Origin of the sequence: Bradyrhizobium sp. 63_E2_N1_3, assembly GCF_052076005.1 — a bacterium.
Classification (GTDB): Bacteria; Pseudomonadota; Alphaproteobacteria; order Rhizobiales; family Xanthobacteraceae; genus Bradyrhizobium; species Bradyrhizobium barranii.
In genome coordinates this window covers 7,477,531-7,491,432 of the sequence record NZ_CP197235.1, presented here as the reverse complement: position 1 = coordinate 7,491,432, position 13,902 = coordinate 7,477,531, and the positions used below count along the sequence as shown (strand labels likewise).

11 protein-coding genes are annotated in these 13,902 nt (G+C 65.3%); 5 read left to right on the top strand and 6 right to left on the bottom strand.

Features of this window, described 5'->3' with window-relative positions:
- Nucleotides 1-7 precede the first annotated feature (7 nt).
- A complete protein-coding gene (locus tag AB7531_RS35545) occupies nucleotides 8-691 on the bottom strand; it encodes a GntR family transcriptional regulator (RefSeq protein WP_063985261.1) in 684 nt (227 codons plus the stop codon).
- A gap of 150 nt (nucleotides 692-841) precedes the next feature.
- On the opposite strand from AB7531_RS35545, the gene tcuA reads away from it, so the two are divergent.
- From tcuA to AB7531_RS35525, 4 genes are all read left to right on the top strand, one after another.
- Complete coding sequence (gene tcuA / locus AB7531_RS35540) at nucleotides 842-2,233, top strand: FAD-dependent tricarballylate dehydrogenase TcuA (RefSeq protein ID WP_063985260.1); 1,392 nt, start codon at nucleotides 842-844, stop codon at nucleotides 2,231-2,233.
- A complete protein-coding gene (gene tcuB, locus AB7531_RS35535) occupies nucleotides 2,220-3,326 on the top strand; it encodes a tricarballylate utilization 4Fe-4S protein TcuB (RefSeq protein WP_063985259.1) in 1,107 nt (368 codons plus the stop codon). The genes tcuA and tcuB overlap by 14 nt, the downstream gene beginning before the upstream one ends.
- Nucleotides 3,327-3,397: 71 nt before the next feature.
- Nucleotides 3,398-3,556, top strand: coding sequence for a DUF5993 family protein (locus AB7531_RS35530; RefSeq protein ID WP_187387802.1), 159 nt, complete (start codon nucleotides 3,398-3,400; stop codon nucleotides 3,554-3,556).
- A 10-nt stretch (nucleotides 3,557-3,566) separates the two neighbouring features.
- On the top strand, nucleotides 3,567-4,133 hold the full coding sequence (locus tag AB7531_RS35525) for a disulfide bond formation protein B (RefSeq protein ID WP_063985258.1): 567 nt from the start codon (nucleotides 3,567-3,569) through the stop codon (nucleotides 4,131-4,133).
- Here AB7531_RS35525 and AB7531_RS35520 read toward each other — a convergent pair.
- The 3 genes from AB7531_RS35520 to AB7531_RS35510 all read right to left on the bottom strand — a co-directional run bounded on the left by AB7531_RS35520 (nucleotide 4,126) and on the right by AB7531_RS35510 (nucleotide 8,846).
- Entirely contained in the window at nucleotides 4,126-4,821 is a 696-nt protein-coding gene (locus AB7531_RS35520) for an esterase/lipase family protein (protein WP_063985257.1), read from the bottom strand. The genes AB7531_RS35525 and AB7531_RS35520 overlap by 8 nt on opposite strands.
- Nucleotides 4,814-8,218 carry an acyl-[ACP]--phospholipid O-acyltransferase gene (locus AB7531_RS35515; RefSeq protein WP_063985256.1) on the bottom strand — a complete coding sequence of 1,135 codons (3,405 nt, stop codon included), beginning with the start codon at nucleotides 8,216-8,218 and terminating at the stop codon, nucleotides 4,814-4,816. The genes AB7531_RS35520 and AB7531_RS35515 overlap by 8 nt, the downstream gene beginning before the upstream one ends.
- Nucleotides 8,219-8,579: 361 nt before the next feature.
- Entirely contained in the window at nucleotides 8,580-8,846 is a 267-nt protein-coding gene (locus AB7531_RS35510; protein WP_063985255.1) for a hypothetical protein, read from the bottom strand.
- A 51-nt stretch (nucleotides 8,847-8,897) separates the two neighbouring features.
- Here AB7531_RS35510 and AB7531_RS35505 point away from each other — a divergent pair, with 51 nt between their 5' ends.
- Entirely contained in the window at nucleotides 8,898-9,530 is a 633-nt protein-coding gene (locus AB7531_RS35505) for a TetR/AcrR family transcriptional regulator (protein WP_231145213.1), read from the top strand.
- Nucleotides 9,531-9,543: 13 nt separating this feature from the next.
- Here the strand turns inward: AB7531_RS35505 and AB7531_RS35500 are convergent, their stop codons facing one another.
- Together AB7531_RS35500 and AB7531_RS35495 are read right to left on the bottom strand one after the other, a co-directional pair.
- Complete coding sequence (locus tag AB7531_RS35500; RefSeq protein ID WP_231144288.1) at nucleotides 9,544-12,132, bottom strand: autotransporter outer membrane beta-barrel domain-containing protein; 2,589 nt, start codon at nucleotides 12,130-12,132, stop codon at nucleotides 9,544-9,546.
- A 311-nt stretch (nucleotides 12,133-12,443) separates the two neighbouring features.
- On the bottom strand, nucleotides 12,444-13,757 hold the full coding sequence (locus tag AB7531_RS35495) for a GGDEF domain-containing protein (RefSeq protein WP_041955081.1): 1,314 nt from the start codon (nucleotides 13,755-13,757) through the stop codon (nucleotides 12,444-12,446).
- Nucleotides 13,758-13,902 lie beyond the last annotated feature (145 nt).

Below are 13,902 nucleotides of genomic sequence, written 5' to 3'. Positions count from 1 at the left end.
CCGCGCGTTACTGCTTCTGCAGCAACTTGAGCCGGCAGCGCAATGCCTCGCGGATATGCGCCCGCGCAAGCTGTTCGGCCTTGTCGCCGTCGCGCGCGGCGATGGCGTCGATGAGGGCCTGATGCTCGCCGTGGCTGGTCGAGGGTCGGCCTGTCACCGTGAAGGTGGTCGGGCCCAGCAGCGCAATCCAGTCCTGCAATTCGCGCGAGGCGTTGTCGAGATAGCGGTTGCGCGCGGCGCGGCAGATGGCTTCGTGGAAGGCGCGGTTGAGCCGCGCCATCTCGGCAGCGTCTGGCGCCGACGCCTCGATAAAGGCTTGCTCGATATCCCTGAGCGCGTGGACTTCGGGCGCTGAGGCGTGCTCGGCGGCCAGGCGCGCTGCAGCACCTTCCATGATCTCGCGCATGGCGTAGAGCTCGAGCACCTCGGAAATGTCGAGGTCGCGCACGATCAGCCCGCGGCCGCCGGCGGGCTCGACGAAGCCGCGGGCCGCGAGACGGCCAAGCGCCTCCCGGACCGGCGTGCGGCTGACCTTGAGCCGCTGCGCGACCTCTTCCTCGCGCAGCCGGTCGCCGGCGCGGTAACTGCCGGCCTGAAGCGCCTCGCACAGCGAGCGGAACACGGCTTCGCCCAGTGCCACGCCGCCGCCGCGTGCGATCGATCCGCCTGACTTTGCCGCGCGCTTGGCCATGTTTCCTCACGGCGCATCCTGCCCATGCAGAGATGGCACTTGCAGTACCGATGTATATCTTTGTATACAAACGTACGCAATGGCTGCCCTGGGTCGATCGGGGTCCTCGGCGGCAGAATGTCTCTAACTTCGTCGCATCGGGCAGACGGGATGAGCAGCAAATACGACGTGCTGGTGATCGGCGGCGGCAATGCGGCACTGTGCGCGGCGATCTCGGCGCGCCGCGGCGGGGCCTCGGTGCTCGTGCTGGAGGGCGCGCCAAAATTCTATCGCGGCGGCAACACGCGTCACACCCGCAACATGCGCTGCGCCCACGATGCGGCGACTGAGATCCTGACCGGTCCCTACACCGAGGAGGAGTTCTGGCAAGATCTGCTGCTGGTGACGGGCGGCCAGACCGACGAGGACCTCGCGCGCCACATGATCCGGGAGTCCAAGGACATCCTGAACTGGATCGTGGAGCAGGGCGTGCGCTGGCAGCCCTCGCTCGGCGGCACGCTGAGCCTTGGCCGCACCAACTCCTTCTTTCTCGGCGGCGGCCGCGCGATGTTGAACGCGCTCTATCTCACCGCCGAGCGGCTCGGCGTCGACGTCGAATACGACGCCGAGGTCACCGATCTCGTGATCGAGGACGGCATGTTCCTCGCCGCGCGTCTCAAGCGGCCGATCAAGGGCGAGACCGAGATCCGCGCGACGTCGCTGGTCGCCGCTGCCGGCGGGTTCGAGGCCAACATCGAATGGTTGAAGCAATATTGGGGCGAGGCCGCTGACAACTTCCTGATCCGCGGCACGCCCTATAATCGCGGCTCGATCCTGAAGATGCTGCTCGACAAGGGCGTGCAGGAGGTCGGCGATCCCACCCAATGCCATGCGGTCGCGATCGACGCCCGTGCGCCGAAATTCGACGGCGGCATCATCACCCGCCACGACTCCGTCGTGTTCGGCATCGTCGTCAACAAGCATGCCCAGCGATTCTACGACGAAGGCGAGGACATCTGGCCGAAGCGCTACGCGATCTGGGGCCGGCTGGTCGCGGCGCAGCCCGACCAGATCGCCTATATCATTTTCGACTCGACCGTCGTCACCAGCTTCATGCCGACGCTGTTCCCGCCGATCGCCGGGCAGACCGTCGCCGAGCTGGCCGGCAAGCTCGAGCTCGATCCGGCCGCGCTGGAAAAGACCATCACCGAGTTCAATGCGGCCGTGCGGCCCGGCACCTTCGATCACACCATCCTGGACGATTGCGTGACTGAAGGCATCACGCCGCCCAAGACGCACTGGGCAAGGCGGATCGAGACGCCGCCCTATCTCGCTTATCCGGTGCGGCCCGGCATCACCTTCACCTATCTCGGCACGCGCGTGAACAAGGAGGCGCGGATGCTGATGGCTGACGGCAAGCCGTCCGCCAACATGTTCGCGGCCGGCGAGATCATGGCGGGCAACGTGCTCGGCAAGGGCTACGCGGCCGGCATGGGCATGACCATCGGCAGCGTGTTCGGGCGGATCGCGGGACGGGAAGCGGCGAAACATGCACGGAACTAGAATTCTGGACGAAGCCGACCGTCTGATGACGGTCTGTAATTCCTGCCGCTACTGCGAGGGTCTTTGCGCGGTATTTCCCGCCATGGAGATGCGGCGCGCCTTCTCCGATGGAGATCTCAACTATCTCGCAAACCTCTGCCATTCCTGCGGCGCCTGCTACGTCGATTGCCAGTTCTCGCCGCCGCACGAGTTCAACGTCAACGTTCCGAAGACGCTTGCGGTTGCGCGTGCCGAGTCCTATGCGGCCTATGCCTGGCCGCTGGCGTTGTCCGGTGCCTTCGCCCGCAACGGGTTCGTCATCAGCGTCATCGCCGCGCTCAGCATGGCCGCCTTCATCCTCGGCTTTGCCGCCCTCAACGACCACAGCGTGTTGTTCGGTGTGCACACCGGCCCTGGTGCCTTCTACAAGCTGATGCCGCACAACGCGATGGCCGCATTGTTCAGCGCCGCCTTCCTCTACGCGATCCTCGCGCTGGTCATGAGCGTGCGTGCCTTCTGGCGCGACATCGGCACCCCCATTGGCGGTCGCGCCGACGGCGGCTCGATCTTCCAGGCGATCCGCGATGCCGGGGAACTGCGCTATCTCCACGGCGGCGGCGTCGGCTGCTACAACGAGGACGACAAGCCGACCGACCGGCGCAAGCTTTTCCACCACCTGACGTTCTACGGTTTTCTGCTGTGCTTCGCCGCGACGTCGGTGGCGACGCTCTATCACTACCTCTGGAGCCGGGAGGCGCCGTATCCGTGGTGGGATTTGCCCGTGGTGCTGGGGACACTCGGCGGCATCGGTCTCATCGTCGGTCCGATCGGCCTGTTCGTTGCGAAAACGCGGCGTGCACCGGAGTTGCTCGACGAGCAGCGCTACGGCATGGACGTCGGCTTCATCGCCATGCTGTTCCTGACCGGCTTCACCGGCATGGCGCTGCTAGTCCTGCGCGAGACCGCGGCCATGGGGCCGTTGCTGGCCCTGCATCTCGGCGCAGTGTTCGCGCTGTTCATCACCATGCCCTATGGCAAGTTCGTGCACGGCATCTATCGCTTCGCGGCGCTGGTGCGTTATGCGCAGGAACGGCGCAGCGAAGCCGGCTCTTGAGAGGCATGCGCGGCTGACGTATTTCTTGGGCCGTTCGCGCACAGCGCGAATCGCTTAGGGAGCCCGCGCTCATGTACATGTTTCTGCCTTTCCTGCTGGCGCTCGCGGGCTGCGCGAGTGCCTGGCGTTCGCGTGCGGGACTGAGCTATGCGCTCTGGAGCGCAACAATCGTGGTCACGGTCGCATGGTTCTTCCACCACGCGACCGATCCGCTCAAATTCTCGTTCTGACGGTGTCGAGATGAGCCCTGCAGAGCTGAGCGAGCAACGGCCGGTCGGCGCGGTCCTGAACATGCTTGGGCTGCTTGGGATCTCGTTGATCCTGACGGTGGCGTTCGCCTATCAGCTTGCGCTCGGCGAGCTGCCTTGCCCGCTTTGCCTGTTGCAAAGGGCCGGGTTCATCGCGGTCGGCATGGGGTTCCTGTTCAACCTGCGCCTCGGCGAACGCGGGTCTCATTACGCGATGATCCTCGTGGCCAGCCTCGTCACCGGCTTCATCTCGATGCGGCAGGTATCGCTGCATCTTGCGCTCGGCGATCCCGGATACGGCTCGGCGCTGTTCGGGCTGCATTTCTACACCTGGGCGCTGATCGCGGCGATCGGGATCGTGTGTTATGTCGCGCTCGTCTTCATCCTGAAGGATGTGACCGGCAAGCGAGACGGGGACGCGCCTTTGAACGGTGCGGCATCGAACACGGTCTTCGCGATCTTTGCGTTGCTGGTCGCCGCCAATCTCTTGTCCACCGTGCTGGAGTGCGGCGCGGGGCAGTGCGACGACAACCCGGTTCGCTATCTCCTGCTCAAGTGATCGGATTGAAGCGGCCTTCGTGCAGGAACGCGATCGTCTGCTCGATCGCGACGGCATTTCGTGGAAGTCCGGTGTGCGATGCCTTGACGACGATGTGGTCGGCCATGTCGGCCAATTTCGCGCTTTCGACGGAAACGCGTCCGTCATTGGGCCGCGGCAGGACAAAGGCCGAGGTGATTGGCGCGGTGGTGCGGCATCCCGCGATGACGCCGATCGCATAATCGGGCGACGGCAGGGCGGCGAGCACAGGGGGCTGGGCTGTCGAAAGCTGCGAGCCGGCCGGACCGAAAACAGCGCGGTAGAGCGAAAGGTCCTTCAGGAGATCGGCGACTTCGCTGCCGCCGTTGGGCGTGCCCAGCATCACGACACGGCCGAGCCGCACCGGACGATATCTCGCGATGTAAACCCGGGCGAGTAGCCCGCCCATGGAATGGGCGACGAAGTGGATAGCGCCGTCGCATTGCGCTGCAAACGCGGCGACCGGCGCGTGGATGTCTTCCGCAAGCTCCTCGAGCGGCTTCTTGCGGCTGGGGTAGCCGAGATTGAGCGTGGCGAAGCCGTGACGCTGCAACGCCCGATCCAGCCTCTTCAGCGTCCAGGCACCGACGCCGATGCCGTGAAGCAGGACGACGCCGTCGCACCGGGCTTCCGCCGGAGCGACGGCCGTGGACTTGTCGTCTTTACGCAACCTCGCGCTCCGGCGAGGATGCCTGCTCACGGGCCATCGTCGTTGCCGTGACATAGTCGGTCTTGCCGGTGCCGAGCAACGGCACCTTGTCGACCACCATGATCGCCGCGGGCACGGTCAGCTCGGACGCGCCAATCGCCTTGGCCTGGCCCTGCATCGCACTGCGCTCGGCGGTCTTCTCCGTCGTCAGCAGCACGATGCGCTCGCCCTTGCGCTGGTCGGGGATCGACACGGCGACCGAGGCGGCTTGCGGCCACAGCGTCGTCGCGATGCTCTCGACCGCCGACAGCGAGACCATTTCGCCCGCGATCTTGGCGAAGCGCTTGGCGCGTCCCTTGATGGTGATGAAGCCGGCCGCGTCGATCGCCACGATGTCGCCGGTGTCGTGCCAGCCCTCGGCGAGCGGTTCGAGCACGCCGGGGTTTTCGGCCCTGAGGTAACCGAGCATCACGTTCGGTCCGCGCACCGAGAGGCGTCCACCTTCCTCGATGCCGGGGACCGGATCGAGGCGGCTTTCCATCAGCGGCGAGAGGCGGCCGACGGTGCCGGGGCGATTGGCCATCGGCGTGTTCATCGCCAGCACCGGCGCGGTCTCGGTGACACCATAGCCTTCCAGGATGCGGATGCCGTAGCGCTCCATGAACACCTGACGTGTGCGATCCTTCACCGCCTCCGCGCCGGCGATCACCAGGCGCAGCGTGCGGAAGTCGTAGGCGTGCGCCGAGCGCGCATAGCCGGTGAGGAACGTATCGGTGCCGAACAGGATCGTGGCGCCGGTCTGGTAGATCAGCTCTGGCACGATGCGGTAGTGCAGCGGCGAGGGGTACATGTAGATCGGAATGCCAGCGAGCAGCGGCATCATCATTCCGCCGGTGAGCCCGAACGAGTGGAACACCGGTAGCACGTTGAACACCTTGTCATTGGCGTTGGCGTCGACTCGCGCCAGCGCCTGTGCGGCGTTTGCGAGGATATTGCGGTGGGACAGCACCACGCCCTTGGGCGTGCCTTCCGAGCCCGACGTGAACAGCACGACGGCCGGATCATTCGCCTCGCGAGCGACACGCGGCGCGGTGCCTGCGAGCAACCCCTTGATCTTGTCGGCCGTACCGATCGAAGCGCGGACATCCTCGAGATAGACGACGCGGGCTTCCGCGGAGATCGCGGCCATCAGCTTGTCGAGCTTGCCCTTCTCGATGAACGCTTTCGAGGTCAGCACGGTCTTGACCTGCGCGGCCTTCATGGCGGCGAGGACGTTGACCGGGCCGGCGGAGAAGTTGAGCATCGCCGGGACGCGGCCGATGTTTTGCAGCGCCATGAAGACGACGGCGACGCCCGCGGAATTCGGCAGCAGCACGCCGACATTCTCGCCGGCTACCGTGCCGGCTTCGAGCTTGCGGCTCAAGACCTGCGCGCCGAGGATCAGCTTGCGATAGGTCAGCTTGGTGCCGAGCGCGTCCTCGATGATGACCTTGCCGGTATCGCGGTCGCGATAAGCATGTCCGAGCGCTTCGAACAGCGTGTGATCGAGCATGGCGTTCTTGACCATGGCGTCGATCATCACGTCCTGGAGCGCGGCGCCCGCGGCATTGCGGCGTGCCTTGCCCTTCAGCGACGGATCGACCGGAAGCTTGACCGGCGGCAGGATCGTAACCGTCACCCGCGGAAACCACGAGCGCTTGATCTGGCTGCCGTTGAGATAGCTGAGATGCGAGCGCTGCGCGCCCTCGATGCGAATGGGCACGACCACCGCGTCGGCCTTGTCCGCGATCATCGCGGTGCCGTCATAGACCTTCATCAGCGAGCCGGAGACGGTGATGCGTCCCTCCGGGAAGATGACCACCGGCTCGCCGGCGGCGACGAGCTTGATCAGGTCGCGTGCGGCCAGCGGCTTGGTCGGGTCCATGGTGTAGTGCTTGACCACCCGCAGGAACGGCTTGGCCCACCAGGCCTTGGAGATGCCGGTATCGACCGCGAAGCTGGCATCGATCGGGAGCACGGCGTGCAGCAGCGGGCCATCGATCAGGCTGACATGGTTCGGTGCGATCAGCATGCGCGTGCCCGGAGGCGGCAGGTTCTCGAGGCCACGAACCTCGGTACGGAACAGCGCGCGGAACAGCAGCCCGCCGAAATCGCGTACGCCTTCCTTGCCCCACTTGGTCAGCACGAACCACACCGCGCCGAAGCTGGCGACGCCGAGGCCGAAGAAGATCCAGCCGATATGGAGGCCAGCTGCCTGGAGCAGTGCGACGAACAGCGAGCCGACCACCATGAAGGCAGCCTGCAGCACGTTGCCGGCGGCGATGATGCGAGCGCGCTCGGTCGGTTGCGACCAGGCCTGGACGGCAGCAAAGGACGGAACGACGAACAGGCCACCGCCGAATGCGAAGGCGACGAAGTCGATCAGCATGCGCAGGCCGGCGAACGAGGTTGCGAAGTCGACCGCGGCGATGTCCTGCCCCTTGGCGGTCACACCGATGGCCCAGGCGAGATCAAGGCCGGCAAACCCCATGATGATCGCGCCGATCGGCACCAGCGCGAGGTTCGGGCGGACGTGGCTCAGGCTGGCCGCGAACAGCGAGCCGATGGCGATGCCGATCGCGAAGGTCGCAAGACACAGCGTCACCACGCCTTCGGTGCCACCGACGACCTCCTTGACCAGCGCCGGCAGCAGCGACAGCACGATGGCGCCGACCAGCCAGAACCACGAGACGATCACGGTGCCGTCCCACAGCCGCTTGTCCGCGTAGAGCGTCTTCAACAGGCCGACCGTCGAGGTCCAGGGATTGGCGGTGACGGGCAGGTCGGGGGCGGATGGCGTCGTCTGCGGAATGCGGGAGGCGAAGGCCCAGGACAGCAGGGCCAGCAGGACCACGGCCGATGCAACCCAGCCCATATGCGCGGAGCCGGCCACGAACTGGCCGCCGGCGACGGTGCCGAGCAGGATGGCCATGAAGGTGGCGCCTTCGACCAGCGCGTTGCCGGTTGCGAGCTCACCGAGCTCGAGCTGGTCCGGCAGCATGGCGTATTTCACGGGACCGAACAGGGCGGCGATGACGCCGAACAGCGCGAGCGCCGTGAACAGCAGCGGCACCGAGTGCAGGAAGAAGCCGGCGGCGGCAAAGGCCGCCGCAAAGATCTCCGCGAATTTGAGCCGCCGAGCAACGACGGATTTGACGTATTTGTCGGCGAGCTGGCCGCCGAGCCCCGACAGGATGAAATAGGGGAAGATGAAGACGGCGCCTGCGACCGTCACCAGCGCGTCGCCGTGGCCGGTCGCGGCACTGTAAAGCAGGATGATGACGAGTGCGTTCTTGAGCACGTTGTCATTGAGCGCCGAGAAAAATTGCGCCCAGAACAGCGGCGCAAAGCGGCGTGACGACATCAATTCCCTGATCATGACAAGTCCTGTTTTGGGAAGGCAGCCTGAGATTGTTACGTTGTCGGTGAGGCGTCACGACCGGAAGCTTACGGGACGAACGATGGCTGGATGACGACGGTCGCCGGCCTGCTCTGTCCCCTCGACCCTTCCGATCCTGTTGGTCTCCAAATGGTCTCGTTAGGTTCGCAAATATCTGGTCGCAGCCGTGGTTCGGACGGACTGGCCGCGCTTTTCCGGATACCGCGCGGAGCGATGAGGAAAAGTTGAACCGCATCGCCAAAGGCCGCGACATCGGCTGCGAATGTCGGGACATGGTAAGTCCTTCCTTGCAACCGGGTCTTGCATTCGAGCCGACCGGAACGTCCCGGGTGCGCACGCCTCAGGTGAGATGAGCGAGGTGGCGAAAGGGCGAGAGGCGGCCGAGCAGGCTGAACCGACGGCCCGCGTGACGGCTACGGGCGCGGCTCGCCCGCCACATCCGAAAGGTCGCGCGGCGCTCGGTGAGCACGCCAGCGATGTCGCAGGCATTTGCGATGCGATCGATCGGTTGCATCGCGAACTTGAGGACGGCCCGGCCAAGGCCGGCCACGAGAGCTGCGGCGTCGTCGACGAAGGTGGTGGCGATATCAACAGCGAGGGTTTGCATTTTGCAGATCTCCGGGTTAATTTGAACAATGTTCACATGAGTAGCTTGAAAATGAACAATGTTCAAGAAGAATCGCCACGCGACCAGAAAAAAAATCGGCGGAGGCTCCAGATCCTGGAGATCGCCCGCGACATTATTTCAGCTAAGGGGCTGAGATCATTGAAGGTTCGTGACGTTGCGGAGGCTGCCGGCTGCTCGGTGGGCAGCGTCTATAACGAGTTCGGCGACTTCGACGGGGTGATCCTGACGGTCAATCGGGAGACGGTTCAGGCGCTCACGGTGCGGCTTGGCGAGGTCCCGGGGGAAGATCCCGTTCGCCAGCTCTACGGGCTGGCCGCGACCTATCTCGAATTTTTCGCCGAGCACGCAAACCTGCTGCGCTCGTTGTTCGAGCATCGGATGGAGGACGACCGTCCTTATCCCGACGACATCCTTCAGATGGTGATGGACGCTTTCGCGCTGATGCATCCACCCCTGGTGCGGCTGCTACCGGCTGCGGACGACGTGCGGATCGCGCTGCTGTCGCGCACGCTGTTTTCCGCCGTGCACGGAATCATCTCGCTCGGCCTCGAGGAGCGCATGGTGGCGGTGCCGCCCCAGATGCTGCGCCAGCAGGTCGAGCAATTCGTCGATACGCATCTCGCCGGCCTCGGGATCGTGCCGGTCGGCGCACGGTCGCCTTGAGGAGGCCAAGCGGCTACCAAGCGTATCGCAGGCTCGCGGTGCCGGAATAAGTGGTGCTGCGCGCCGCGAACTCGCCGTCGAACTTCGCCGACAGGGCAACGCCGTTCGAAAACTTCAGCTCGGCACCGGCAGATGCGAGCGCGGTGTTCTTGGCCGGCGTTGCGCCATTGACGATGAAGCTCGCGCCGGGCAGCGTCTGGAATGCGGCGACGAGCGTCGGATCGCTCACCCAATCATGGGCCCAGGCCGCGCGGCCGCGCAACGTGAGGACCGAGTTCGGCGTGACCAGCGTCGCGCGATCGAAGCGCGCGCCGAGCTCACTCCGTGTGTCGGAGGCCGTGCGTCCCTGATAGGTCAGGCCAAAGCCGCTGCCGGCCAGATCGGCCTCGGTATAAGTCGGTGTGCGAAAAGCCTGCGCCTGCGCCGCCACGTACGGCGTGAAGCCGCCAATCGGCGTGGCGAAGCGATAGCCGCCCTCGATGCGGCCTCCGACGGTTTGCGCGTCGAATTTGGCGGTGAGCTGGTTGCCGAACGGAGCGAGCCGGTCTGTCGACATCCAATGATTGGCCACGGCGAGAGAGGCGGCGAAATAGGCCGGCCCTGTACGCACGGCGGTGTAGACGCCGGCCTGGATTGCATCGCTCTTGCCGCCGCCGATCGCCTGCGCGAGGTCCCATTTGGTGCCGCCGCCCGACAGCGCGAAACCGACCAGCGCATCGCGGCCGAAATGATAATCGGCGCCGGCCGCGACGCCGCCGGTGCGCGCGCCGAGGTCGTGACTGCCGATCACGACGGGGTCGCCGCTGGTGCGGTTGGTACCGCCGAACGCCGTGCCCCAAGCCGTCCAGCGCTCCGCAAAGACCGGCGCTTTCATGGCAGGCGTCCCCAGCACCTTGTTGTAGGCGAGGGCGATATCGTCCGGCAGCGCGGCGCGTTCGGGGCTGAAACCAAGCGCCGTGTCGCCGGTGCTCATGCCACTGCGTCCACCTACGAACGGATCAAGCATGAGGCCGAGGAATTGGCTCGTGAACTGGAAGGCGCCCTGCTGGGCGCCGGTGGCGGCTTCACCCGAAAGCTGGTCCAGACTGTAACGGAGTTGGGCGTCGCTCTGGCCTGCGAAGGAGGAGAGGAAAGGCAGGTTGGGACCGAACGCGCTCAAGGCGCCGGCCACGGCCTTCTGGTTCTGCGTCTGGGCGAGGGAGAGGAATGCGGCGTTGTTGTAGTTGAGCGTCAGGAAGACGCTGAACCCGTCATAGCTGAGGGAGGAAGCGAAGAGCAGCGGATTGTATCCGCTGACAGTCACGCCCGAGAAGCTGCCGGTGACGCCAGTCGTCGTGCTCAGGATCGTGTATTGCGTCGAGGGGTTATAGGCGCCGGCGATCGTGTTGACTGCGACGGTGCCGCCGTTCAACGCTGCGCTGACCGCGAGGATCTTCTCGGATTGTCCGGTAGCGGTGACGGAGATCGCGTAGGTCGAGCCGGCGTTGAATGTGACATTGCCGGAGCTCGTCAGCGTACCGAGATTGCCGGGCAAGACCGTGCCGCCCGATAGCACCGTGATATTGCCGATCGCGCCGTTACCGCTGAGGATGCCCGCGCTGACGGTCGTCGCGATGTTGGGCATCGAGCCGTTCACCTCGACGGTGCCGGCCAGGACATTCATGGTCGCGATCTCCGTCGTCGAGCCGTTCATCGTCCAGGTGGAGCTGCCGGTCTTTTCCAGCACCTCGAATTCCCGGAACTGACCGGCCGCGCCGAATATGCTGAGATTGAACGCTGCGTTGGTGGCCCCGCCCAGGCGCAGCGTGTCCGTTCCGTTGCCGCCGAGGACCCATCCCGTGATGCTCGATCCCGCTCGCAACTCGAAGACGTCGTTGCCTCCCTTCAGGTCGACAGCCGTGCTGACGCCACCGCTGATGATCGTGCCTGAGTTGATGATGGTGTCCTGATTGGCCGAGCCGATGATTGCCGTGCCCGAGGCACTCGAGATCGTGCCGGCGTTGCTGACGACGTTGCCGTCGGCCGCGCCGCTCAGATCGACGGCCGCGACATTGATGGCATGGACAAAGCCGCTCGACAGGATGTTCGCCTGATTGTTCGCCGACCCGGCACCGATGCTGATGCTGATGGCTCCGGTGACGCCGTTTCCGACCGTACCTCCGATCACGATGATGTTGTTGCTCGAATTGGCCAGTGCGAGCCCCGACGTGCCGAGGCTCGATGACCCAACCATGGCGCCGGCATCCACGGTGATGGTGTTGCCGCCGCCGCCGATCACTGCAATGCCGTCGCTGTTGGCGGATGTGACCGTTGCGTTGCCGAAGACCTTGGCCGCGCTATTGGATGCCGCCTCGAGGACAACGCTGGCAAAGGTCGGGTCATTCAGAGAGGTCGCGGTGCCGTCTCCAATGTTGACGGTGACACCGCTGACCACGGGCGCCGTCTTGATCTGGGTGTTGCCCGCTCCGGTGCAGGTGATCGAATCGCCTGACTGCAGCGCTGCCTGCGCGCCGCTTCCAGTCACCACACAGGCCGCCTCTGCCGGCGTCGCGAGCCACGGCAGCGCACCACCTGCGGCAACAGCGCCGATCGCGGTGCTCAAGAGAAACGCACGCCGCCGACACGTCTTCGCGCGACGGATCCGGGGCGGGGGCAACAAACCATTCCAGGGCACCTGCAAACTCCTCTTTCGGCACGGTCCGGGCGGAATTCGGACCGCAACGTTGGCTGGTGCCATGCTTAGCGAGGGAGGTTCTGGCCATCGTGGATCAGCGCGCAAGGCGGTGTGGCGGAAAGCGAAAGACGCAGTTTTTTGGGAGCAATGTGGCCGCGGCGTCACATAGCCGCGCCGCTGCGACGCCGTTGGACGATGTCTGCAATCGGATGCCGGGGTTGAGAGGGCGCCGGCGCCTGTCAACCTCGCGCTGCGACGGCCTCGCGCGGACGGGCTGCAACGACGACGACGTCCGGTCTGCCATTGTCGACCTGTACCCGGTTGCGCCCCTTTTCCTTGGCGCGGTAGCAGGCGGCATCCGCGCGCCGCATGGCGTCCTCGAGCGTGGTGTTGCCGTCCGCGATACAGGCGACGCCGATGCTGGCAGTCACCGCGAAGCAACGATCGTCCCAGGCGAAGGTGAACAGCTCGAGCGATCTGCGCAGGCGTTCGGCGATATCGACGGTGGTCGAGGGCGAGCACTGCGGCAGGATCAGGCCGAATTCGTCGCCGCCGAGCCGGGCCACCAGATCATGCGGCCCCCGGTCCTGTTGCAGCAGGCGCGAGACCTGGCAGAGCAGGCGGTCGCCGGCGAGGTGGCCGCAGGTGTCGTTGACGCTCTTGAACTGGTCGAGGTCGAGCAGGATCAGGCCCAGCGAACCCGCCGCGGTGGTGTCCAGCACGCTTTGCAGGCGCGCCTCGAAGGCGCGGCGGTTGGACAGGCCGGTCAACCAGTCGTGCGATGCCTGCCATGCCAGGCGCTCCTTCTCGGCATGCAAAGCATCCTCGAACGCCTGTCGTTGCAGCATCAAGCGCCGCGTGTGCCAGATCAGGAGCAGGATCAGCGTCGCGGCCGCCACGATGTTGATGCACGTCAGCGTGACCTTGATGGCGCGCGAGCCTTCGCCGAGGACGGTCGAGAACCGCTTTGCATGCACCGTGAACTGCGTGTTGAGTTCCGAGAGCCGCGACGACAGCAGCCGCAGGCGGTCGCGGTCCTCAATGGGTCCGTGCGCCAACTCGGACCGGATGACCTCGCCGAAGACGCTGAGCTCCAGCAACATGGGATCGGTGGCCGCCCACTCGTGGATCGCTTCCTGGAGGAAGCTGACGCGGTTGAAATAGCGGAACAGCCAGATCAATCCCGGAACGTCATCGGGATGGTTGCCGCCTTGCAGAAACCCGACGCGGGCGGCCTCGACGTCGACCGGATCGCGCTCGAGTGCCCAGCGCGCGAACTCATCGCCGATGGGAACGGCGAGGGACGCCTGGTAGTGGGTGAACTGGCTCGGTTCGCCTGAATGCAGATAGAGATTGAGGAAATAGACCGCGTTCTTCTGTGACCGCGACCACATCGCTTCGCCCGCGACATAGGCGCGGACCGATGACATCACCTCGAGGCTGAATCCCGCGATCGTTGCCTGGAGCACGACGACCATCACGAATGGCGAGACAAGTTTGATGACGTGAAGGAAACTACGCCCCTTCGTCGACGTCGCTGTTCTGCGAAACACCCTGCATTCCCCAAATCGATCAACGACCCCACCGGAGCGTCGCGCCTGCAACGCCAAGTAGAGGGGAAAGTTGCTTAACTCGACCCCAAGGACGCAGGCGACTGCACTGCAGGGTGAAAGCGTCGTGAAGCGGATGCCCGCAGAT